The organism is Luteibacter sp. Sphag1AF (genome assembly GCF_014192715.1).
Classification (GTDB): domain Bacteria; phylum Pseudomonadota; class Gammaproteobacteria; order Xanthomonadales; family Rhodanobacteraceae; genus Luteibacter.
Window position 1 is genome coordinate 142,124 of record NZ_JACHYH010000007.1, and the last position, 22,974, is coordinate 165,097.

At 63.3% G+C, this 22,974-nt stretch carries 22 protein-coding genes; 15 read left to right on the top strand and 7 right to left on the bottom strand.

Annotated elements, in window-relative coordinates:
- Positions 1–11 precede the first annotated feature (11 nt).
- The 8 genes from ndk to moeB all read left to right on the top strand — a co-directional run bounded on the left by ndk (position 12) and on the right by moeB (position 7,997).
- Positions 12–437 (top strand): nucleoside-diphosphate kinase, encoded by a 426-nt coding sequence (gene ndk / locus FHW69_RS16010; protein ID WP_183424101.1) that lies wholly within the window; start codon positions 12–14, stop codon positions 435–437.
- 8 nt (positions 438–445) lie between these two features.
- Positions 446–1,570 carry a 23S rRNA (adenine(2503)-C(2))-methyltransferase RlmN gene (rlmN, locus tag FHW69_RS16015; RefSeq protein ID WP_343204039.1) on the top strand — a complete coding sequence of 375 codons (1,125 nt, stop codon included), beginning with the start codon at positions 446–448 and terminating at the stop codon, positions 1,568–1,570.
- On the top strand, positions 1,560–2,327 hold the full coding sequence (pilW, locus tag FHW69_RS16020) for a type IV pilus biogenesis/stability protein PilW (protein WP_183424102.1): 768 nt from the start codon (positions 1,560–1,562) through the stop codon (positions 2,325–2,327). Before rlmN ends, pilW begins: the two co-directional genes overlap by 11 nt.
- Entirely contained in the window at positions 2,328–3,368 is a 1,041-nt protein-coding gene (locus FHW69_RS16025) for a helix-turn-helix domain-containing protein (RefSeq protein WP_255494850.1), read from the top strand.
- Positions 3,369–3,527: 159 nt separating this feature from the next.
- Positions 3,528–4,178 (top strand): tetratricopeptide repeat protein, encoded by a 651-nt coding sequence (locus tag FHW69_RS16030; RefSeq protein ID WP_183424103.1) that lies wholly within the window; start codon positions 3,528–3,530, stop codon positions 4,176–4,178.
- Positions 4,175–5,380, top strand: coding sequence for an outer membrane protein assembly factor BamB (gene bamB, locus FHW69_RS16035; protein WP_183424104.1), 1,206 nt, complete (start codon positions 4,175–4,177; stop codon positions 5,378–5,380). The genes FHW69_RS16030 and bamB overlap by 4 nt, the downstream gene beginning before the upstream one ends.
- A 22-nt stretch (positions 5,381–5,402) precedes the next feature.
- Positions 5,403–6,800: a ribosome biogenesis GTPase Der gene (gene der / locus FHW69_RS16040; RefSeq protein WP_183424105.1), complete on the top strand. Its 1,398-nt coding sequence runs from the start codon at positions 5,403–5,405 to the stop codon at positions 6,798–6,800.
- A gap of 27 nt (positions 6,801–6,827) precedes the next feature.
- Positions 6,828–7,997, top strand: coding sequence for a molybdopterin-synthase adenylyltransferase MoeB (gene moeB, locus FHW69_RS16045; protein WP_183424106.1), 1,170 nt, complete (start codon positions 6,828–6,830; stop codon positions 7,995–7,997).
- Here moeB and FHW69_RS16050 read toward each other — a convergent pair.
- Positions 7,994–8,593 (bottom strand): GNAT family N-acetyltransferase, encoded by a 600-nt coding sequence (locus FHW69_RS16050; protein ID WP_183424107.1) that lies wholly within the window; start codon positions 8,591–8,593, stop codon positions 7,994–7,996. The two genes, moeB and FHW69_RS16050, sit on opposite strands and share 4 nt — an antisense overlap.
- Before the next feature lie 67 nt (positions 8,594–8,660).
- On the opposite strand from FHW69_RS16050, the gene folD reads away from it, so the two are divergent.
- From folD to FHW69_RS16070, 4 genes are all read left to right on the top strand, one after another.
- Positions 8,661–9,518, top strand: a complete 858-nt coding sequence (folD, locus tag FHW69_RS16055) for a bifunctional methylenetetrahydrofolate dehydrogenase/methenyltetrahydrofolate cyclohydrolase FolD (RefSeq protein ID WP_183424108.1) — start codon at positions 8,661–8,663, stop codon at positions 9,516–9,518.
- Between the two features lie 149 nt (positions 9,519–9,667).
- Positions 9,668–11,122, top strand: coding sequence for an IMP dehydrogenase (gene guaB / locus FHW69_RS16060; RefSeq protein ID WP_183424109.1), 1,455 nt, complete (start codon positions 9,668–9,670; stop codon positions 11,120–11,122).
- 120 nt (positions 11,123–11,242) lie between these two features.
- On the top strand, positions 11,243–12,799 hold the full coding sequence (guaA, locus tag FHW69_RS16065; RefSeq protein ID WP_183424110.1) for a glutamine-hydrolyzing GMP synthase: 1,557 nt from the start codon (positions 11,243–11,245) through the stop codon (positions 12,797–12,799).
- Positions 12,800–13,083: 284 nt separating this feature from the next.
- The gene (locus FHW69_RS16070; protein ID WP_183424111.1) at positions 13,084–13,620 is read left to right on the top strand and encodes a GNAT family N-acetyltransferase; all 537 of its coding nucleotides are present in this window, start codon (positions 13,084–13,086) and stop codon (positions 13,618–13,620) included.
- A 153-nt stretch (positions 13,621–13,773) separates the two neighbouring features.
- On the opposite strand, the gene FHW69_RS16075 is transcribed toward FHW69_RS16070, so the two are convergent.
- The gene (locus tag FHW69_RS16075) at positions 13,774–14,676 is read right to left on the bottom strand and encodes a LysR family transcriptional regulator (protein WP_183424112.1); all 903 of its coding nucleotides are present in this window, start codon (positions 14,674–14,676) and stop codon (positions 13,774–13,776) included.
- Positions 14,677–14,781: 105 nt separating this feature from the next.
- On the opposite strand from FHW69_RS16075, the gene FHW69_RS16080 reads away from it, so the two are divergent.
- Together FHW69_RS16080 and FHW69_RS16085 are read left to right on the top strand one after the other, a co-directional pair.
- Complete coding sequence (locus tag FHW69_RS16080) at positions 14,782–16,200, top strand: aldehyde dehydrogenase family protein (RefSeq protein WP_183424113.1); 1,419 nt, start codon at positions 14,782–14,784, stop codon at positions 16,198–16,200.
- A gap of 101 nt (positions 16,201–16,301) precedes the next feature.
- Positions 16,302–17,261, top strand: a complete 960-nt coding sequence (locus tag FHW69_RS16085; RefSeq protein WP_183424114.1) for an arsenic resistance protein — start codon at positions 16,302–16,304, stop codon at positions 17,259–17,261.
- Here the strand turns inward: FHW69_RS16085 and FHW69_RS16090 are convergent.
- The 4 genes from FHW69_RS16090 to FHW69_RS16105 all read right to left on the bottom strand — a co-directional run bounded on the left by FHW69_RS16090 (position 17,258) and on the right by FHW69_RS16105 (position 21,372).
- Complete coding sequence (locus FHW69_RS16090) at positions 17,258–18,538, bottom strand: twin-arginine translocation signal domain-containing protein (RefSeq protein ID WP_183424115.1); 1,281 nt, start codon at positions 18,536–18,538, stop codon at positions 17,258–17,260. The genes FHW69_RS16085 and FHW69_RS16090 overlap by 4 nt on opposite strands.
- A gap of 90 nt (positions 18,539–18,628) precedes the next feature.
- Entirely contained in the window at positions 18,629–19,339 is a 711-nt protein-coding gene (locus FHW69_RS16095) for a hypothetical protein (protein WP_183424116.1), read from the bottom strand.
- A 72-nt stretch (positions 19,340–19,411) separates the two neighbouring features.
- On the bottom strand, positions 19,412–20,161 hold the full coding sequence (locus FHW69_RS16100; protein ID WP_183424117.1) for a hypothetical protein: 750 nt from the start codon (positions 20,159–20,161) through the stop codon (positions 19,412–19,414).
- A 164-nt stretch (positions 20,162–20,325) separates the two neighbouring features.
- Positions 20,326–21,372, bottom strand: coding sequence for a L,D-transpeptidase (locus FHW69_RS16105; RefSeq protein ID WP_183424118.1), 1,047 nt, complete (start codon positions 21,370–21,372; stop codon positions 20,326–20,328).
- Between the two features lie 113 nt (positions 21,373–21,485).
- Between FHW69_RS16105 and tadA the strand changes: the two genes are divergently transcribed.
- On the top strand, positions 21,486–21,983 hold the full coding sequence (gene tadA, locus FHW69_RS16110; RefSeq protein WP_183424119.1) for a tRNA adenosine(34) deaminase TadA: 498 nt from the start codon (positions 21,486–21,488) through the stop codon (positions 21,981–21,983).
- Here the strand turns inward: tadA and FHW69_RS16115 are convergent, their stop codons facing one another.
- Positions 21,984–22,811 (bottom strand): NAD-dependent protein deacetylase, encoded by an 828-nt coding sequence (locus FHW69_RS16115; RefSeq protein WP_255494861.1) that lies wholly within the window; start codon positions 22,809–22,811, stop codon positions 21,984–21,986.
- Positions 22,812–22,974 lie beyond the last annotated feature (163 nt).

The following is a 22,974-nucleotide window of genomic DNA, read 5'->3' on the forward strand; positions in this document are numbered from 1 at the left end:
AGCAGACCCGTATGGCGCTGGAGCGCACCCTTTCGATCATCAAGCCCGACGCCGTTGCCAAGAACGTCATCGGTGAAATCTACTCGCGCTTTGAAAAGGCCGGCCTCAAGATCGTGGCTGCCCGCATGAAGCAGCTGTCGCGCGCCGATGCCGAAGGCTTCTACGCTGTTCACAAAGAGCGCCCGTTCTTCAACGCGCTGGTCGAGTTCATGATCTCCGGCCCGGTGATGATCCAGGCTCTGGAAGGCGAGAACGCCGTCCTCGCTCACCGCGACCTGATGGGCGCCACCAATCCGAAGGACGCGGCGCCGGGTACCATCCGCGCTGATTTCGCCGAGTCGATTGATGCCAACGCCGTTCACGGTTCGGACTCGCTCGAGAATGCGAAGATTGAAATCGCTTATTTCTTCGACGACGCGGACGTCGTGTCGCGCTGAGTAATGACGTGAATCAGGCTGCAGACAAGGTCAATCTTCTCGACTTCGATCGCCAGGGGTTGCGCGACTATTTCGCGCAGCTCGGCGAGAAGCCCTATCGTGCCGAGCAGGTGATGAAGTGGATGTATCACCGCCTCGAAAGCGACTTCGAGAACATGACCGATGTCGGCAAGGCCCTTCGCGAAAAGCTTTCGGCGGTCTGCTATGTCGGGCCGCCGAAAACGATGTTCGACAAGGCCGCCATTGATGGCACCCACAAGTGGTTGCTTGGCATGGACGGTGGCAATGCCGTCGAAACGGTCTACATCCCCGAACCCACGCGCGGCACGCTTTGCGTGTCTTCGCAGGTAGGTTGTGCGCTGAACTGCCAGTTCTGCTCCACAGCTACCCAGGGCTTCAACCGCAACCTGTCCACCGCCGAAATCATCGGTCAGGTGTGGGTCGCGGCGCGTCATCTTGGCAATGTGACTCACCAGCAGCGCCGCATCACCAACGTGGTGATGATGGGCATGGGTGAGCCGCTTCTGAATTTCGACAACGTTGTCGCGGCCATGAGCCTCATGCGCGACGATCTGGGCTTCGGGCTGGCCAGCAAGCGCGTCACGCTGTCCACTGCCGGCCTCGTTCCGATGATCGACCGGCTGTCCACGGAAAGCGACGTGTCGCTCGCCGTCTCGCTGCATGCGGCCAACGACGAACTGCGCACGGAACTGGTGCCGCTCAACAAGCGTTACCCGCTGGCTGAGCTGCTGGCTGCCTGCAACCGCTACAACGAGCGTCGCCCGCGCACGCACATCACGTTCGAATACACCCTGATGAAGGGCGTCAACGATCAGCCCGAGCACGCGCGGCAGCTCATCAAGTTCATGCGTCGCGTGCATGGGCGCAACAAGGTCAACCTGATTCCCTTCAATCCGTTCCCCGGTACTCGCTTCGAGCGCTCCGACGCTACGGTGATCCGCGACTTCCAGACCCAGCTGCTCAGCGCTGGCGTTCTGACGATGCTGCGGCGCACGCGCGGCGACGATATCGACGCGGCATGCGGTCAGTTGAAGGGGCAGGTGCTCGATCGTACCCGCCGGCAGGCGGAATTCCGCAAGAAGCTCGAAGAGGGATCGGTGAATGCGGCTTGAGCGGTGGGGGATGGTGTTGCTGCTGGCGCTGGCCAGCGTGGGGTGCTCAGGCAACTCCACCGGGCTTCGTGAGCCGAGTGCAGCCGACAAGAAAGCTGAGGGGGCTCAGGTACACACCGAACTCGGGCAGCGCTACATGCAGAACGGCGATCTGCAGGGCGCGCTTGAGAAACTGAATAAGGCACTGCAGTTCGATCCGAACTACGCGCCCGCACATACCGTGATCGCGGTGCTGTTCGAGCGCATTGGCGACTATCCCAACGCCGAGCTGCACTATCGCAAGGCGGCTGAGCTGGAGCCGAAGAAGGGCGCGGCCAACAACAATCTGGCCGTATTCCTGTGCAAGGAAGGCAAGGTTCCCGAGGCGCAGGGCTTTTTCACCCGCGCGCTGGCCGATCCTTTCTATGACACGCCGGACCTGGCCATGGCCAATGCCGGTACGTGCCTGCTGAACAACAACGACCTTCCGGGCGCCGAAGTCTGGTTCCGCAAGGCGCTGGATCGCAATCCGGCCAACGGGGACGCTCTGTATCAGGTCGCCCGCGTGCTGTACCTTAAGAACGATGCATTCCGTGCTCGCGCCTTCCTTCAGCGTTATGAAGCGCTGGGGTTGGTGAGCCCGGATTCCCTGAAGCTCGGTCACGATATCGAGCTCCGTCTGGGCAACGGGGAGGTTGCCCGGGACTACGCCAAGCGCCTGCGAGAGAGGTTCCCGGATTCGGAGCCCGCACGCGCCCTCGATGCCAATGCACCTTAAATGACATCCGTACAGTCAAATACACCGGGGCATGACGACCGCGAGCAGGATCTTTTCGCCGGTCAGAATGTAAATGCACCCATGGAGGACGCCGTGGAGCACCAGAGCGAACATCCACCGGCAGGCGAGGGTCGGGTAATTATCGACCTTCCCGAAGCCATGATCTTCGGATCGCGACTGCGCGCTGCGCGCGAGGCGCGTGAATTGACGGTCGAAAGCTGTGGCCAGGCCCTGCGCCTGCCCAGCCGGCTGCTGCGCCAGCTGGAAGCTGGCGAATACGGCGGCATTGATTACCAGGTTTACCTTGCCGGTTACCTCACCAAGTACGGTCGTCACGTGGGCCTGGACGAGGCTGCCATCGAGACGGAGCTTGCGCGCCTCACACCGCGCCAGCCCGATCTGGTGGTCACGGGCGGCGTGTCGCACTCCCGGTATCTGCTTGAGCGTTACCTTACCGCCGCCACGTATGTGGTGCTGACCGCTGTGATCGTGGTTCCCATGGTGTGGCTGGGCGTGCGTGGCACGCTGGACCGGGACATGGCCCGGCTTTCGCCGCTGGATGCTGCCCCGGTAGCCCAGCAGGATGCGCCGGCCGCCGCATCTTCGGTCAGCACGGTGGCATCGGTGGATGCCAGGCCTGCCGCCCCGGCTGCGGAGCCCCGCCAGGAAGAGCAGACCCTGTGGGCATCGATGGTACCGCCCTCGATGGACCACGCGTCGCAGCGTCCAGCCGTCGCGCCGGTGCCTGCCGTGGCGGAAGCGTCGGGTTCGGGTCATAGCCTCACGCTGAGTCTGCCGTCCGCCAGCTGGGTGGAAGTCACCGCCGCCGATGGCTCGCGTCTGGAATACGGTCTGCTGCCAGCCGGCACCCAGAAGTCCTACAGCAGCGAGTCCACCATGGACGTGCGCATCGGCAACGCCACGGGGGCCGAGGCCACGCTGGACGGCCAGCCTGTTCAGCTTGACGGCTTCCGCCGCGCCAACGTCGCACGCTTCCGCGTGGACGTTCGTGACGGCAAGGCAACGCCGATCTCCTTCTGAACGCGTTCCGGGTCGTCAATATGACGGCCCGGCGCTCGTTCCGGCGCCGTTCGCGCGCGCTTTCGGTTATGCTTCCCTATTATTCCGGCCTGCTGCTTCCCGCGGCGGGCTTCATGGCTCTCAATGGTTTTTACTGCGCGGAGCGCAGTGGGTGATTGCATGGCATTCGACGTTTACGACGACTACGAACAGGGCGAACGCGTCCAGCAATGGCTGCGCAAGAACGGTGTATCCATCATCGTGGGTATCGTTCTTGGCCTCGTGCTGATCTTCGGCTGGCAGCAGTGGAAGAGCCACAAGGCCAACCACAACGAAGCCGCTGGCGCCGAGTACCAGGCGTTGCAGGTCGCCGTGGCCGCCAGCAAGACCACCGAGATCGACGTGCGCACCGACACGCTGATGAAAGACTTCAGCGACAGCTCCTACGCCGTGTTTGCGGTGGGTGAGCGCGCGCAGCGCAACGTCATCGCAGGCAAGCTGGATGCCGCGCTTGCCGACCTCGAATGGGCAAAGGCTCATGCGAAGGATGAAACCCTCAAGACGCTCGTCACGCTGCGCAGTGCGCAGGTGCAGATCGCCCAGAACAAGCCGAACGATGCCATTGCCACGGTGGATGGCATCGCGGGTAACACGTTTACGTCGCTGAAGCAGGAACTCCGCGGCGATGCGCTGGTCAAGCTTGGACGCTCCGACGATGCGCGCAAGGCCTACCAGGCCGCGATATCGGCGATGAGCGAAAGTGCGCCGCAACGCGGCGTCGTTCAATCGAAACTCGATGATCTGGCTGTGGCCGGGAAGCAGGGTGCATGAAACGTTTTTGGGCTATCGCGTTGACCTCGTCGCTGGTCGTTCTGGCCGGCTGCCATTCGTTCAAGAAGGAAAACGTCGAGCCGCCGACTCCGCTGGCAAAAGATTTCAAGCCAACGGTCACCGTGACGCGTGTGTGGAAATCCAGCCTGGGTGACGGCGCCGCCGCCACCGGCGTGCGTATGCGTCCGGTCGTTTCTGATGGCGTGCTCTACGCCGCCAGCACCGACGGCAAAATTGCCGCCTTTGATGCCGCCAGCGGCAAGCAGCTTTGGGAAAAGAGCACCCGTACCCACGGCTGGTTCGGCTGGGGCGACAAGAAAACCATTCGTCCGGATGCGCTGTTCTCCGGCGGTCCTGCTGTCTCGGGTGACCTCGTCGCCGTTGGCACGCTGGACGGCCACGTCTACGGCATCAATGCCAAGGACGGTTCGCGCCGCTGGGAAGCCGAGGTTTCCTCCGAAGTCATCACCGCTCCGGCTATCGTCGGTGACCTGGTGGTGGCCCGCACCAACGATGGCCGCATCTATGGCCTCGATGCCACCACCGGTGAGCGTCGCTGGGCGTATGACCAGTCCATCGTGCCGCTGCTCAGCCTGCGCGGCAACGGCCGCCTCCTGGTCGCCAACGGCGTGATCTTCATGGGCACCGACGCCGGCAAGCTGGTGGCGCTGCGTCTTGATAACGGCGAGAAGCTCTGGGAGCAGTCGCTTGCCAGTGGCGAAGGCCGCACCGAGATTGATCGCCTCAGCGATTCCGACGGCGCCGTGGTTCTGGATGGCACCACGCTCTATGCCGCGGCTTACCACGGTGAGCTGGTGGCCATTGATGGTCCCAGCGGTCGCCCGTTGTGGAATCACGCGTTCTCCACGTTCACCTCGCTGGACGTGCATGAAAATGCCGTTCTCGGCGCTGACGACCAGTCGAGCCTGTACGCGTTCGACAAGTCCGGCGGCGCCAGCATCTGGAAGCAGGACGGTCTGAAGTACCGTTGGCTCACCGGTCCCGCTGTTCAGGGCAGCTACGCCGTCGTCGGCGACATGGAAGGCTATGTGCATTGGGTCAACACGACCGATGGCAGCCTGGCCGGTCGCGAGCGCCTGTCGAAGAAGCCCATCCGCGCCCAGCCCCTCGTGGTTGGCGATACCGTGTATGTCGAAGATGTCGAGGGTCATATTGGCGCCTATCGCATCGCGACACCCTGATTTTTAGGATTAATGCGTTCCCATGTTGCCCGTCGTCGCTCTGGTCGGTCGTCCCAATGTCGGTAAATCGACCATCTTCAATGCGCTGACGCGTAGCCGGGACGCTCTTGTCGCGGATATGCCAGGCGTCACCCGTGATCGCCATTACGGCGTTTGCCGCCTGGCCGAACGGCCCTTCGTGGTTGTCGATACCGGTGGTCTGTCCGGTAGCGACGAAGGCATCGAAGGCCTGACCGCCCAGCAGGTCCGTCTCGCTATCGAAGAGGCGAACCTGCTTGTTTTCGTGGTGGACGCCCGTGACGGCGTACTGCCTCTGGATGCCGCCATCCTTGGTGAACTGCGCCGCAGCGGCAAGCCGCTGGTCGTGGTCGTCAACAAGGTGGACGGCACCGACGAGCAGACCTCGCTTGGCGAGTTCGCATCCTTTGGTGTTGCCTCCACGTTGCCCATGTCTGCTGCCCACAACCGTGGTGTGGACGTGCTGGTGGCAACGGCGCTGCCGCACCTGCCGGATGACCGTGACGATGATCCGGGCCTGGAAGACTCCGGCATCCGCGTGGCCATCGTGGGTCGTCCGAACGCCGGCAAGTCCACGCTCATCAATCGCCTGCTGGGTGAAGACCGCCTTATCGTGTCCGACATGGCAGGCACCACCCGCGATCCCATCCGCGTTTCGCTGGAGCGCGATGGCAAGAAGTACACCCTGATCGACACGGCCGGCGTACGTCGCCGCGCCCGCGTTGAAGAGGCCGTGGAGAAGTTCAGCGTCATCAAGACGCTGCAGTCCATTGCGGCTTCGCAGGTCACCATTGTGCTGGTCGATGCACGCGAGAACCTGGCTGACCAGGATCTCACGCTGATCGGTCACGCCATCGAGGAAGGCCGCGCGCTGGTCATCGCCGTCAACAAGTGGGACGGCATGGATTCCTACGCGCGTGAGCAGTGCCAGCGCGCACTGGAACGCCGCCTTCAGTTCGTGGACTGGTCCAAGCAGGTGTTCATTTCGGCACTGCATGGCTCGGGCCTGAAGGAGCTGATGAAGGCCGTGGTGCGCGCGCATTCCGCCGCTACCCGCGTGCTTACATCCTCCGAACTCACCCGTACGCTGGAAAAGGCTTACGAGGCTTATCAGCCGCCGCTGGTTCGTGGTCATGCGCCGAAACTGCGCTACGCCCATCCGGGCGGTACCAATCCGCCGACCATCGTGATTCACGGCAGCCGCACCAAGCACATCGCGCCTGCGTATCGCCGGTATCTGGAAGGGTTTTTCCGCAAGCGCTTCAAGCTGGAAGGCACGCCCATCCGCATTGATTTCCGCGATGGCGAAAACCCGTTTGCAGGCCGCAAGAATCCGCTTTCCGATGCCCAGGCGCGTCGCCGCCAGCGCATCATCCGCAACGCCAAGCGCCGCGAGAAGTAATCGCGGTCTCCGCCCGGGAGTAACCTCGTGACCGATACGCCCAACCGTGACCAATGGCTCGCGGCATTGCGCGAGCGGATCAACGAGGTTTCGCCGGCCGAGGCTTTTGGCAGGCAAGCAGCAGGCGCATTACTCATCGACGTGCGCGAGGATGCGGAGCGCACCTCGGGCACGCCCGTGGGCGCGCACGGGCTGTCCCGCAGTTTCCTTGAACTGCGCATCGAGGCGCTGGAGCCTGTGCGCTCGCGCGACATCCTTCTTCTGTGCGGCAGCGGCCAGCGTTCCCTGCTGGCTGCGGAAGCTTTGCAGCGTCTGGGCTACACCCGTGTCAGCTCCGTGGCCGGTGGCTTCCATGCATGGAAGGCGGCCGCGCTGCCGACCGTGGTCGGCGCGATGGACGTGGATGCCGCCGAGCGCTACAGCCGTCAGATGCTGCTTCCGCAGGTCGGTGAAGCCGGGCAGGCGACACTGGCTCAATCGCGTGTCGTCATCATCGGTGTCGGGGGGCTGGGCTCGCCCGCCATGCTGTATCTGGCCGCAGCCGGCGTGGGTCATCTCACCCTGATTGACGACGACCGCGTCGAACGCTCCAACCTGCATCGGCAAGTGGTCCATACCGACAGCCGGGTAGGGATGCCGAAGGCCGAGTCGGCGCGCATGACGTTGCTGGCACTGAACCCGCGCATCACAGTGGACGTTCGCCTGGAGCGATTGCAGGCCGATAACGTCGAAGACCTGCTGCGCGGACATCACCTCGTGGTGGACGGAGCCGACAATTTCGCCACCCGTTATCTTCTGGCCGCAGCCACCCGGCGCTTGTCGCTGCCCATGGTTTACGCGGCCATCGAGCGCTTCACCGGACAGGTGAGCGTGTTTGATCCGCGCAACGACACCTCACCCTGCTATCGCTGCCTGTTCCCGGAGCCGCCCTCGGCCGCCGATGCGCCCAATTGCAGCGAGGCGGGTGTGCTGGGTGTTTTGCCGGGCGTGGTGGGGCTCTTGCAGGCCACGGAGGCACTTAAGATGTTGCTTGATATGGGTGAGAAATTAATCGGAAGATTATTGACTTATGACGCATTATTAATGCGTTTTCGAGAATTGCGCCTCCCGCGCGACCCGGAGTGCCCCGGCTGCGGCGCCCATGCCCACTTCGCCGGTTACGTCGATCTCGAACGGATGTGCTCGGCCGCTGGCTAACGTGCGCCAGGCTTCCCGAGGACGTCTGCGGGAATCATGGAATACATCGCCGCGTCCACGGCTTCGCCGCGAAGCACGAGCCGGTTGCGCGCAATGCCTTCCAGCTGTCCGCCAATGGCCTGGGCCGTTTTCCGGCTGGGCACATTCGTCGTGGCGACCACGATTTCCAGGCGCGTGACGCCCACCGTGGCAAACGCGTATTCCGCGGCAAGTCGTCCGGCTGCGCGGGCGATGCCTTGGCCCTGTGAGGATTGGCGTACCCAGTAGCCCAGGTTCGCGAAGCGATGCTCGCGGTTGCGCTGATTGATGCCGATGCCTCCAAGGTATGCATCGGATGCAGCATCAACGATGGCCAGTTCGTACTCGTCACCCGTGAACCACGAGCGCAGGCAATACTCGATCCAGTCCTGCGCACTCTTGAGGTTGTAGCCTGGGTTGCACCAGTCCTGCCAGCGACCCACGGTGTCGATGGATTCGCCCACAGCCTCGGCCATGGCGGCTGCATCCGTGTGCCGATACGGGCGCAGCGCAACGCGACCGCGTTGCAGGTCACGCGGGTACGGCAATACGGCAGGCGTGGGTGGTGCGGTTTCCATGACACAGTCTCTGTCGGTTCGGGGCGTAAGAGGCGATAATGCGCGATCCGCCTACGAAACAAACACCATGACCGCACGCATCCTTGACGGCAAGCGCATTGCGCAGGAATTACTTGAGCGCATTGGCGCTCGTGTGGCCAAGCGCGTGGCCGAAGGCAAGCGCCCGCCCGGACTTGCCGTGGTGCTGGTGGGAGAAGATCCGGCCTCTGCGGTGTACGTGAAAAACAAGCGCCGGGCGTGCGAGCAGATTGGCTTCACGTCGTTCGGCTACGACCTTCCCGCATCCACGAGTCAGGAAGAGCTTTTCGCGCTGATCGACAACCTCAATGCCGACCCGAACGTGCACGGCATTCTCGTGCAGTCGCCGCTGCCTCATCACATTGATGAGGATGCGCTGGTTGACCGCATCGACCCGGGCAAGGACGTGGACGGCTTCCAGGCTGTGAACGTCGGTCGCCTCGCGCTGCGCCGTTTCGGCCTTCGTCCGTGCACGCCCAAGGGCGTGATGACGCTGCTTGGCCATACGGATCGTCCGGTGCGCGGACGTCACGCGGTGATCGTGGGCGTGTCGAATCACGTCGGTAGACCCCTTGCGCTTGAGTTACTTATTGCAGGTTGTACAACGACTTGCTGCCATAAGTTCACGGAGAATCTGGAAGGCTTCGTCGCTCAGGCCGACATCCTTGTCGTAGCCGCCGGCAAGCCGGGCCTGGTCAAGGGTGAATGGGTCAAGCCAGGCGCCGTCGTCATCGACGTAGGTATCAATCGCCTGGAAGACGGTCGTCTGGTGGGTGACGTGGAGTTCGCGCCCGCAGCCGAGCGCGCCGCATGGATCACCCCCGTGCCGGGCGGCGTGGGCCCGATGACGGTCGCTACGCTGATGGAAAACACGCTGGAAGCGGCCGAGGCCATCGACCGCGGCTGAATGGCAGCTCGTGCAGGGCGCCTGCCGCGGGTGGGCGTCATTTGGTGAACGCTGCGTCGGCTTGACGCAGGTATGACCGCTACATTGCTCCTACACGAAACGACGCAGGGGAGGTATAATGCCGCGATTTACTCGCGGGACTAATGCTTATGCGCATCCTTGCCGAGGCACTGACTTACGACGATGTGTTTCTGGTTCCCGGCCACTCCACGGTTATGCCGCGTGATGTGGACACCTCCACGCGCTTCACCCGTGGCCTGCGACTGAATATCCCCATCGTGTCGGCGGCCATGGATACCGTCACCGAAGCCCGCCTCGCCATCACCATGGCGCAGAACGGCGGCATGGGCATCATCCACAAGAACATGACCTTCGAGCAGCAGGCGGCTGAAGTCCGTCTGGTGAAGAAGTTCGAGGCTGGCGTCATCCGCAGCCCGATCACCGTTCGCCCCGACACCTCCATCAGCGAAGTGCTGCGCCTCACCCGCGCTCACAACATCTCCGGCGTGCCGGTGGTGGATGGCGAAAAACTGGTTGGCATCGTCACCAGTCGCGACCTGCGTTTCGAGCGCAAGCTCGATGATCCGGTTCGCAACATCATGACGCGGGAAGACCGCCTCATCACGGTCAAGGAAGGCGCCGATCACGACGCCGTGCTCGAACTCCTGCACCGCAACCGCATTGAGAAAGTGCTGGTCGTCAACGACGCTTTCCAGCTACGCGGCCTCATCACCGTCAAGGACATCCAGAAGGCGCGGGACAACCCCAACGCTGCAAAGGATGCCCATGAGCGCCTGGTGGTTGGCGCGGCCGTCGGCGTGGCCGGCGACACCGAGCAGCGCGTGGAAGCCCTGGTGGAAGCGGGCGTGGACGTGATCGTTGTCGATACGGCTCACGGCCACTCGCAGGCGGTGATCGACCGTGCCGGCTGGGTCAAGAAGCGCTACCCGCAGGTCCAGGTCATCGCAGGCAACATCGTCACTGGCGAAGCTGCCCGGGCCTTGCTGCACGCTGGCGTGGATGCCGTGAAGGTCGGGGTGGGCCCCGGCTCCATTTGCACCACCCGCATCGTCACCGGTGTCGGTGTGCCGCAGATCACTTCCATTGACCTGGTTGCCACGGCGCTGAAGGGCGAAATTCCGCTCATCGCTGACGGCGGCATCCGTTATTCCGGCGACATCCCGAAGGCGCTCGCCGCCGGCGCGTCGTCCGTGATGCTGGGTTCGATGTTCGCAGGCACCGAAGAGGCGCCGGGTGAGGTCGAGCTGTTCCAGGGTCGCCAGTACAAGAGCTACCGTGGCATGGGCTCCATCGGTGCCATGCAGCTCGGCTCGAAGGACCGTTACTTCCAGGACGAAGCCGACGCCGACAAGCTCGTGCCCGAGGGTATCGAAGGTCGTGTGCCGTACCGTGGTCCGCTGCGCAACATCATCCATCAGCTGATTGGCGGCCTGCGTGCCTCCATGGGCTACATGGGTGCTGCCTCCGTGGCCGAAATCCACGAGAAGGGCACCTTTGTGCGGGTGACCGGCGCGGGCGTGCATGAAGCGCATCCGCACGATATCCAGATCACGAAAGAAGCTCCCAACTACCGCCTGGACTGACGCACCCGTTGCGTCCATCCAGGCCATGCAGACGCCCGACACATGCCGGGCGTCTTGCTTTTCAGGTGCTGCCGCCCCGGGCGCGACGCCTGCACTCATTCTCAATCGCTGGACCCCACGATGACCGACATCCATAGCGACAAGATCCTCATCCTCGATTTCGGCTCGCAATACACGCAGCTGATCGCCCGTCGCATTCGCGAGATCGGCGTCTACTGCGAAGTCTGGGCGTGGGATCACGCTCCGGAAGAAATCGCCGGTTTCGCACCGCGCGGCGTCATTCTGTCCGGCAGCCCGGAATCGGTGACCGAGGCTGACTCCCCGCGCGCGCCGCAGGCGGTGTTCGAGCTGGGCGTGCCCGTGCTGGGCATCTGCTACGGCATGCAGACCATGGCCGAGCAGTTGGGTGGCAAGGTCGAAGCGGGCCACCACCGCGAGTTTGGTCCTGCCGATCTTCGCTTTGGCACCAGTGCGCTGTTTGAGGGCGTGGTCGCCGAGGGCGAAACGCTGGGCGTGTGGATGTCCCACGGCGACCGCGTTACTGCGATGCCGGCAGGCTTCCAGGCCATCGCGTCCACGCCGAGCCTGCCGCTGGCGGGAATGGCCGATGAATCGCGTCGCTTCTACGGTCTGCAATACCACCCGGAAGTGACCCATTCCACGCGCGGCCTGGAGCTGCTTCGCCGCTTCGTCGTGGACCTGTGCGGCGCCGCCACGCTGTGGGACGCCAGCCACATCATCGAAGACGCCGTCGCCCGCGTGCGCGAGCAGGTCGGCACCGACAAGGTGCTGCTCGGCCTGTCCGGCGGCGTCGATTCGTCCGTGGTGGCAGCGCTGCTGGAAAAGGCCATCGGCGACCAGCTCACCTGTGTTTTCGTGGACACCGGCCTCCTGCGTTTCCAGGAAGGTGACCAGGTCATGGCCACCATGGCCGAGCACATGGGCGTGCACGTCATCCGCGTGGATGCAAAGAAGCGCTTCTTCGACGCGCTGGCAGGCGTGGAAGATCCCGAAGCCAAGCGCAAGGTGATCGGTCGCCTGTTCATCGAGGTGTTCGACGAAGAGTCGCACAAGCTCGAAGGCGTGAAGTGGCTGGCGCAGGGCACGATCTACCCCGACGTCATCGAATCCGCTGCCGGCAAGACGGGCAAGGCTCACGTCATCAAGAGCCACCACAACGTCGGCGGCCTGCCGGAAACCATGAAGCTCAAGCTCGTGGAACCGCTGCGCGAGCTGTTCAAGGACGAAGTCCGCCGCATCGGTGTAGAGCTGGGCCTCCCGCGCGACATGGTCTACCGCCACCCGTTCCCGGGCCCCGGCCTCGGCGTGCGCGTTCTCGGCGAAGTGAAGCCCGAATACGTGGACCTCCTGCAACGCGCGGATGCGATCTTCATCGAGGAACTCCGCAAAGCCAACCTCTACGACCGCGTCAGCCAGGCCTTCGCCGTCTTCCTGCCGGTACGCTCGGTAGGCGTAGTCGGCGACGGCCGTGCCTACGAGTGGGTGATCGCTCTGCGCGCAGTAGAAACCATCGACTTCATGACAGCCCACTGGGCCCACCTGCCGTACGACTTCCTTGATACCGTATCAACTCGCATTATCAATGAGTTGCGCGGCATTTCTCGCGTAGTTTATGACATCAGCGGCAAGCCGCCGGCGACGATTGAGTGGGAGTGATCCTCCCAGTCCGCGAGTAATACAACGCCCGCGTAAAGCGGGCGTTTCTCTTTCTGGCGCTGTCGGTTGCGGAAAAATACCCGCGTAGCGAATAAAACGCTTTTATTGACTATGCAGATATTTCGGGTAACGAGGGTCATATCCAGTCCCGACGGAGGGGCGTAGACCGGGTTGCTCAGCGTTTCCGGCTTGGTTCGTCTCGGGTATTTTGCTTTAAGACTAATGTTTTAGAATCTATACCTAATGTTACTTATAAGCATGGCAAGCCTTCCCGCGACCCCACGATGATCACAAGCCCCCGACTCCAACTACGCCCCTGGCGTCCCGGTGATCTGGATGACCTGGTGGCGCTCAACAGCGACCCGCAGGTGTTTTGCTGGCTGGGTGGTCCGGGTCTCATCGACGGTTCGGTCGCCGCGCTTGCCCGCTATCAGGTGCAGTTCGCTGCGAATGGCTATGGTGTCTTCCACGTAGCCGATCACGCGGGGCGGTTTCTTGGCCTGGCCGGGCTGCAACCCGTGGGAGAAGGTCTGCCCACGTATCCTGCCACCGAAGCCGTCTGGCGCTTTGGCTCGGCGTATTGGTGGAACGGATTTGCCTTCGAGGCAGTGACGGCTGTGCTGGACGCACTTCCTCCGCAGGCGCCGGACGCGCTGATCGCGGCCATTGCCGATCCCAATCTGCGCTCGGCCAGGCTCGCCGAACGGCTGGGTTTCGTGCATGCCCCGGAGGCCGACTATCTGCATCCGGATGCCAGCCTCGAGGCTGCGCTGCGTCCTCATCGCGTGTTTCGCCTCGCGCGAAATCGGCCCGATCTTTAGCGACCCGCCTGCAACCGGTACATCGCAGGCGAAACGCCCACGTGCGTCACGAAGCTGCGCCGGAGCGTGCCGGGATTGGCGAAGCCGCATCGCGCGGCGACCTGATTGCGTGCGCCCGCACCAGGCCAGGATGTCGAAGTGGCCCGCCTGACCTCAGGCTTTGGCCAGCTGGAGTTCGTGTATCAGGTCGATCAGTGCCCGCAGGCGGGCGGGCACGAAGCGGTGGCCTGAGTAGTACAGGCGCAGGCCGCCAAAGGGTTGGCACCACGATTCCAGCACGGGAATGAGCTTGCCCGAGGCAAGCTCCTCTTCGATGAACCAGTCGGAGATGAAGCCGATACCCAGTCCGCGCAGGATGGCCTGCTTGATGGCGGTCATTTCGGTCAACGCCATGCGCACGGGCAGATCCATTTGCAGTTTCTGTCCGTTGCAGGCGAGCTCCCACTCGTAAATGCCGCCGTGCGACATGCGCATGCCGATGCTCTGGTGATGGAGAAGGTCGCGCGGATGAGTGGGCGTGCCGTGCTGTTTCAGATACTCCGGCGTCGCCACCACCAGCATGCGTACGTCGCGCGACAGCGGCACGGCGATCATGTCCTGCGGCACGGATTCTTCCAGGCGGATGCCCGCGTCGAAGCCATCGGCCACGATGTCGATCATCCGCGACTCGCTCACGATGTCCACGCGCACCTGGGGATAGCGCTCGGCGTACGGGCCGAGCAGGGTGTCCATCAACAGGAAGGCCGCGGCCTGCGGTGCGTTGATGCGCAGCGTGCCGCTGGGAATATCCGGCCCCACGCCCGCCTCATCACCTGCGCTACGGATTTCGGCCAGCGCCGGCGTGATGCGTTCCACGTAGCGTTGCCCTACATCGGTCAGCGCCACGCTGCGGGTGGAGCGGTTGAACAGGCGCACTTTCAGGCGCGCTTCCAGTCCGGCTACGGCGCTGCTAACCGCCGTTGTCGACATGCCCAGTTCCTGGGCGGCGGCTCGAAAACTCTGGCGCCGTGCCACGGCCAGGATCACTTCCAGTTCGGTCAGTCCGGTGCGGTGCATGGGGAAAGTGTCCTGATTTTCGGGATGACACATCAGTTATGAAGTGGCTTATCAGGACAATATACGCTCTCTAGACTGCAAGGCATCCCACCCGAAGGACCCGTCATGCAGCGCATCGAACACATCTATATCAACGGACAATTCGTCACGCCGCACGGCGAGGAATGGTTCGACCTGTTCAACCCCAGCACCGAGGAAGTGATTGGCAAGGTGCGCCTCGGCGACGAGGTGGACGCCGAGCGCGCCATCGCCGCCGCCAAGGCAGCGTTTCCTGCCTGGTCGCGGACCTCGCGCGAAGAGCGCGTTGCGGTGTTGAGGCGTATGCATAAAGCCATCGCTGCCCGCGAAGATGAACTGATGGAGGCCATCGTCCTTGAGTACGGCGCGCCGTTGTCGCGCGGCCGCTGGATGGCCACGTATCCGGCAGACGTGATTGCCCAGGCCATCGACGCACTGGAAGCATTTGCCTTTGAAGAAGAGGCGGGCACTGCGCGGGTCATCCTCACGCCGGTCGGCGTCGCCGGGCTGATTACGCCGTGGAACAGCAATGCGGGTTTCATCTGCAACAAGCTCGCCACGGCGCTCTCGGCTGGCTGCACGGCCGTCATCAAGCCCAGCGAGATGAGTGCGCTGCAAACACAGGTCGTCATTGAAGCGCTGCATGAAGCGGGCCTGCCGCCGGGCGTGTTCAATGTGGTCAATGGCCGTGGCGACGTGGTGGGCGAGACAATTGCCCGTCATACTGATGTGGCGAAGATATCCTTTACCGGCTCGTCTGCGGTGGGCCAGCATCTGATTACCGCAGGTGCCGACACCATGAAGCGTGTGACGCTGGAGCTGGGCGGCAAGTCCCCGACCGTCGTGCTCGACGATGCGGACTTCACCGCGATCATGCCGCTGGTATTGACGGCCGGCTTCCTCAACAGCGGGCAGGCCTGCATCGCAGGCACCCGCATTCTGGTGCCGCGTGAGCGCCTTGCGGAATTCGAGGCGGTCGCCACGGCCGCTGTGGCGCAGGTGAAGTCGGGTGATCCACGCAATCCGGACACCGCTATTGGCCCGATGGTCAGCGCGAAGCAGTGGGAGCGTGTGCAGGGCTACATCCGGCTTGGTGCCGAAGAGGGCGCGCGGATTCTGGCAGGCGGCGAAGGCCGGCCGGACGACCTCGACCGGGGCTGGTTCGTGAAGCCAACGATCTTCACCGACGCGAATAACCAGATGCGCATCGCTCGCGAAGAAATCTTCGGTCCCGTGCTCACCCTCATTCCTTATGACGGGGAAGCCGATGCCATCGTGATTGCCAACGACACGCGCTATGGCCTGAGCGCCGTCGTATTTGGCCAGGACCTGACGCGTTGCGAGCGGGTGGCGCGCCAGATCGACGCAGGGCGCGTGCTCATCAACACGCTGTCGCATGAACCCCGCGCACCGTTCGGAGGATTCAAGCACTCCGGCATGGGGCGTGAGATGGGCAAGTGGGGACTGGGCGCGTATCTGGAGCCGAAGACTCTGCTGATGGCCTGATTCTGACCACGACACACTCCGACCTCGCCCGGCGGAGTGTGTCGCGCTGCATGCCGCGAAGCCATAATCGGTATCTGATGTACCGAGCAGGCTCTTCCCGCATGCAGCAACTTCGCGACGCCCTCGAAGGTCGCCAGATCGTCATTTACTTCTGCGCGGTCGCCCTGGCGGCCGTTGTTGCGTTGCTGGTGCCGGCAACCTCTGCGCTGGAATCGCTGATCAATCCCGCGCTGGCGCTGATGCTTTACGTCACCTTCCTTCAGGTGCCCATGGCCGAACTGCGTCGTGCCTTCGTGCATTTCCGCTTTCTGGCGGCCTTGCTGGCTGCCAACTTCACCGTCGTGCCGCTGCTGGTCGCGGGCCTGATCTGGCTGGTGCCAGCGGAGCCGATGATCCGGCTGGGCGTGCTGCTGGTATTGCTGGCGCCGTGCATTGATTACGTCGTGACCTTCGCGCATCTGGGGCAGGCGGACGCCCGATTGCTGCTGGCCGCAACGCCGGTGCTGCTTTTCGTGCAAATGGTGGTGCTGCCGGGTTATCTCGCTGCTTTTCTGGGCTCGGATGCCGCGCAGATGGTGAAAGCCGGCCCTTTTCTGCACGCGTTCCTCTGGCTGATTGTTGTTCCCTTGCTGTTCGCGGCGGCCACCCGGTTCTGGGCGGCGCGCAGGCGGGCGGGTGAACGCGTGGCATCCCTGCTTGGTCTGATTCCCGTGCCAGCGACCGCGCTGGTGCTGTTCGTGGTGGTCGCGTCGGTGGTGCCGCAGCTCGGGCTGGCGGGCGGGGCGGCATGGCGCGTGGTGCCTGTATACGCCGCCTTTGCCGTGCTTGCGCCGTCGCTGGGCTGGACAGTGGCCCGGCTCGTTCGACTGGAGCCCGCCGCTGCCCGGGCGGTGGCTTTCAGTGCGGGCACGCGCAATTCGCTGGTCGTTCTGCCACTGGCGCTGGCTGTGCCGGGCGCCATGCCCGTGCTGCCTGCCGTCATCGTTACGCAGACGCTGGTGGAACTGGTAAGCGAACTGGTTTACGTGCGCGTGATCAGCCGGCTGGGGCGTTCACGCTAGCCGTGCTGGCGGAACAGCCACTCGCGGATCGGCTCAATGGTGTAGGCAATGCGCCATGTGTTGCGATGGCCGCTGGTTCCGATGCCTGATTGACCCCGCGCAGTGACCGTGCCCTTGGCGAACGTCACATAGTTGATGGGGCTGTGCGCAGCGTCGATCTGGTCGAACGCCGCGCGAAACTGCGGCGCCGTCCAGGTGCCGTCCCACGTGGCGCGGCTTACCCTTGCGCCTTCTGCGGTCAGCACATCCACGATGGCGTTCTGACCGGGGAAGGCCTTGTCGTCGTCCTCGGACACCACAATCCACAGCTTCTGCGTTGCCAGCGGCTTCACCTGTGCAGGGTCCCACTGGCCAGCCACAAGGAAGGAGGCGGCAAAGAATCCCGGGTATTTGATGTCCATCGCGATCGACATCATGCAGCCGCCGGACTGTCCGGTAACGTACAGCCGTTTGCTGTCGATGCTGTATTCGTGAGTCAGCGCAGTGATCAGGTCGATGGTGCTGTCCAGTGCGCTGGATGTATCGGAGTCGTCGTCTGCAATGATCTCGTCAAACTGCGGAGCCAGCACGAAGCAGGGGCGTTTTGCCTGATCTTCCGGGCTGGCCCATGCAATAGCGCCCAGTCCCTGAAACAGGGTCGTGCGCGTCACGTTGCTGGTCGCGCCGGCATCGTGCATGAACAACACCAGCGGCCATGACTTCTTCGCGTCATAGCCCTTGGGCACAAACAGGTTGTAGCGAAGCGACCTGCCGGTCTTCGGGTCGCGAAACTCGCGCTGGAGAAAGTCCTCCACGATGAGGTTTCTGACCTGGCTGGTCGTTATGGAAATACCTTCATTCGCCTCGGCAATGGTGGCCTTTGCCGCCGCGTACGTTGTGTTGTACGAAGGAATGTGGCCGGCCTTGCCCGGCACACTTTTACTGCTCCCAGGCTTGTGTTGCGCCAGCAGCGCATCGGGATCGTCAGGCGACAGCGTCACGATCACGTAGCGCCCGACATCCGCGCGACTGCCCGGATTTGTCGACGTTGCCGTGTAGACCCCCGTGACGGTGCGCCCCTCCACCCGAAAATCGTCACGCGACAGAAGGGCAGATTGAATGGGCGCGCCGTACTCGATGGCCACGGCACTCAGCCTGACGCCATCGCCAGACACCTGTGTGATGGCGGTGGCGCGCACCGCTTTCAGAGGACCGCGCTTGCCAAGGGCCCGGGCGTTCACTGTCAACATCACGCCGGCGGCGGCACACAGGGCGAGGAACTGGCGGCGTGTCTGCATATGCATGTGTCCATGAAAGGGCTGGACGCATGATAGCCGTGTGCCATTCGCTCTGTGGGAGCGGGGCGGCTCACGATCTGGTGCAGATGTTTATTGATCCGGAAAAACGTCCACGTCGGCACCCGTGAAGTCCTGCGTGCCGCCGGTCCAGCGGCGCAGGTCCAGGTACGCCATGCCGCCAGGCACCTGGCCGAAGTCGGACTCCACGTAGTTTTCGCTGCCGGGCGTGTGCAGGAGTGTCTCCTTGCCGGGCGCGCTCAACCCCACGAATACGTTGATCGCCATGTAGCCCCGGGCGTGCACCGCCGCCACGAAATCGTCGTGCTCGATGCCATCGAATGCCTGCTGAATCAGAAAGGCCGGCGCGATGAACGTTTGTGCTGTATCAACCACCGGTCCCACGGTCTGGAGATAAACGTACCCGGACAGATCTTCGCGGCCGTTGCGCCATGCGTCATTGACCCAGTAGGGATAGCGCGTGCCTCCCTGGAGCAGATCAAGCAGTGTCTCACCGGAGAATGTGAGGCCAGATCTCTCGTACCCGATGATGATCGAATGCGCGCCGCCGGCCGTGTACTCGGGGTGATCCTGCAACAGCTCCCGCGCGATGGTCAGCATGGTGTCGGCCGCGGTGCATTCGATTTTGAGGGTCACACTCAGGGACCACAATCCGAATGCTTCGGCCTCGAAAAGGCGGGCGGACGTGAGGTTTGCCACGAGGCGCGGATCGTGCACGAGCCGTGCATTGCCTTCGGCGAAGGGGACGGATGTAGGGCGGGAAGTGTGAGTGGCGGCGGCCATGAAGCATCTCCGGAGGGGCGGGTACACCAACACGGCTGATGCAGCGGATCGCCGCCGCATCAGCCGTTCCCGTCATGCCGACGGAAACGTCTTCAGGTCACCCTCCGAATAGGTCACGCTGCCTTCGGACCATTGCGAGAAGTCGATGTATTGCAGGCCTCCGGGCACGCGGCCAAGCGGCGTGTCGACGTACGCCTCGCTGCCGGGAGTGCGAATCACCGTTTCCTTGCCTGGCGCCATGATGCCCACGAACACGTTCAGCGGGATGTATCCCACCTTGCGAACGGCCTTGACGAACTCTTCGTGCGAGGGGCCAAACTGGGTCTGAAGAAGCCAGAAGCGCAGATCTACGCTCGCCGCATCAAGCTGGGCGATGGGCCCCAGGGTGCGGTATTCGAAGAAGTCGCTCAATGAAACAACATATTCCATCCATACGCCGTTGAAGTAATAAGTGAACAAGGCATTGTCGGACAGGATTTCGTTGAGCACATCTCCCTGGAACGCGACACCAAATTTTTCATATCCAAAAATGATGGAGTGGCCGTTGTTTTCAGTGTAATCCGGGTGTTTCGCGATGAGATCCCGCGCGACGGCGATAACCTTGCGACCGGGCGTGCACTCGGTTTCGACAGTGAATGCGCCATTCCATGTTCCGTCGTCCAGATGCGCTTCGGTAAAGCGGCCGCTCTTGAGTGTCACGTAGAGATTGTCATCGTGCTCCAGGCGCGATTCGCCGATGTCGAGAAGCGAAAGCGTCCTGGCTGAGGGCCGGTGCCCCTGAACGATGGTAAACGGGCGGGAGGAATTCCTGGAGTGGCTCATGAGATATCTCCGGACAGGGCAACGGGCAGATGAGCGGGCAGGCGCCCGCGCGCGAAGCGATCGCGTGCATGCAGGTGATTGCGCAGATGCGCTGAAGTGCCTTCGTGATGCTACGCATACACAGCACTCGCGCCAGTCAGCCGTTGGTTGTAGGTGCCTGTCGGTTACGGGCTCAGTGCAGTGGGCGGTTTCGCGTCCAGCAATTGCAATTGGCCGCCGGAGGTGGTGCCGGGAAGGATGTTCTGATCGGTCGTCACCAGCACCACGCCCGGCGTCAGTAGCGGCAGCAGGCCGGCAAGGAAATCGGGCGGAATCACCACGCGGTCGATGGCCTGTGCGTCCAGCACCTTGCCTGCCTCTTCGCCGTGGCCCGGTATGCCGATGGTGATCCAGTTCGGCATGCGGGTGCCGTGCAGCAGGGGGTTGTCGCCAGGCAGGAAGCCTTCCGCCACGATGTACGCGTGCGTGCCGCTGGCTTCCTTGTCGGTAACGACAATGCGGGTGCGGCCGATTTCAACGCCGTTGCGGTAAACCACCAGAAGATCATCAGCGGCACTCAGCACCATGGACAGCGGGCCCTCCGGAGAGGTCTCCGGATGCCATGTGAAGGTCTGGCCTTCGGGCAACTCCGTGTTCACCGTCACCGCGCCGGAGGTTGGATCAATGGGCAGGATGGCTCGTGGATGCACCACGCTGGCCGGCGACGCGCCTTCTTCGGAAACCACCACCGTCATGCCGCGTGGCGTGGCATCGAACAGGGCCCGGGCAAATCCCGTGGGCAGATGCACGCAACCGTGCGACTCGGGATAGCCCGGCACGCCGCCCGCATGCAGTGCCACGCCGTCCCACGTGAGGCGTTGCTGGTACGGCATCGGCGCGTTGTTGTATTTGTTCGAGCGGTGGTCTTTGTCTTTTTGCAGGATCGTGAACACGCCCGTTGGCGTACGGTAGCCCTCCCGTCCGGTACTGACCGTTGCCACACCCACCAGAATGCCGTTCTGATAGGCGTATGCGCGCTGCTCCGTGAGGCTGACGATCACGGCCATCGGACCCTTCACTTTGCCGTCCGCGCCCCAGATCCATTCGCCGGGCTTCAGTGTTGCAGGCGACGTGTCGGCGGGGCTGGATTGTCGCGCGCCCCATACCGGTACGGCAGCGATCACCCCTGTGCTTATGAGGGAAAGTGCGAGACAAAGCAGCACTCGTGGCATGGGGGCGTCTCCGGGGGGCAATCGTCCAAGCCTCTCCGAAGGGTCGCGACGGGTCAAGGCCGTGAGTCACATCAAGGCATTCGTGCGTGCGCCGCTGAATTACACTTGCACGCATGTCCGACGTACTGCCGCCCCCCATACCCGCCGAATCGTCGTTTTCCGATGCCGACCACGCCTTCATGGCGCGCGCGCTGGAACTGGCCGCGCATGCGCGCGATGCGGAGGGCGAAGTGCCCGTGGGCGCCGTGCTCGTCGTGGATGGTCGCGTCGTGGGGGAGGGATGGAATCGCAACATCACCCTCAACGATCCCACGGCCCATGCCGAGATTCAGGCGTTGCGCGCGGGTGGCCAGGCGCTGTCCAACTATCGTTTCCCCGGCGCCACGTTGTACGTGACGCTGGAGCCGTGCGCGATGTGTTCGATGGCCATGGTTCACGCGCGCATCGGCCGGGTCGTGTATGGCGCTACCGATCCGAAGACCGGCGCAGCCGGCAGCGTCTTCGACACGTTGATTTCCGACCGGCACAATCATCGCGTCATCGCAGAGGGTGGTCTGGACGCGGAGCGCGCATCCACGATGCTGCGCGAGTTCTTCCGCGCGCGGCGCTGATCAGGGCAGGAAAGGCGCCAGCGCGTCGGCGATGGGCAGGGGAATGCGCAGATCCAGCAGATCGTCCGCCCGGGTGACCCCAAGGTTGACCGAGGCGATGGGCAGCCCGCGCCGCGAAGCTTCCCGCACGAAGCGGTAGCCCGAATAGACCATCAAGGAGGAGCCGATCACCAGCATGGCATCGGCCCGGGCCAGGTGCGCCCATGCCGTGTCCACCCGTGCGCGGGGCACGTTTTCTCCGAAGAACACGACGTCGGGCTTCAGTACGCCCCCGCAAATCGGACAGGGTGGCACGAGGAATGATGCAAAATCGGCATTATCAAGGTCCGCATCGCCATCGGGCGCGATGGTCGCCTGCATGTCCAGCCAGAGCGGGTTGGCTTCGGCGAGCTTCTTCTGGAAGAGGGAGCGGGGGGTGATGTCGCCGCAGGTCATGCAGCGTACGCGGTCGAGGCGTCCGTGAAGATCCACCACGTTGTGACTGCCTGCGGCTTCGTGAAGACCGTCCACATTCTGGGTCAGCAGCAGCTCGATATGGCCCGTGCGCTCCATGGCGGCAAGCGCGTGATGGGCGATGTTGGGCTCGGCCCTGCCGAACGAGCGCCAGCCGATCATGCTTCGTGCCCAATAACGGGCGCGGGCACGGGCGCTGCCCATGAAGGCCTGGAGTGTCATGGGAGGGCTGCGTTTCCAGGCACCGGCGTTATCGCGGTAATCCGGGATGCCTGAGTCCGTGCTGATGCCCGCGCCGGTAATAACGAACAGGCGCTGATGGGCCTGCACAAAGCGAGGCAATGCCTCATGCAACGCGTCGTCAACAGGGGGCAGGGGATCGCTCAACGTGCGCACCGGATGCGTGGTGTAACGACTATATCGCACGGAGGGGAAGCCATGGCTATGCATCTCTGGCAAAATGGGGGTCTTGCCGACGGAATGGCTTGGAACTTGCTCCCGCCACAGCTAAGTTCCGATGACGCGTCACAACATTGAC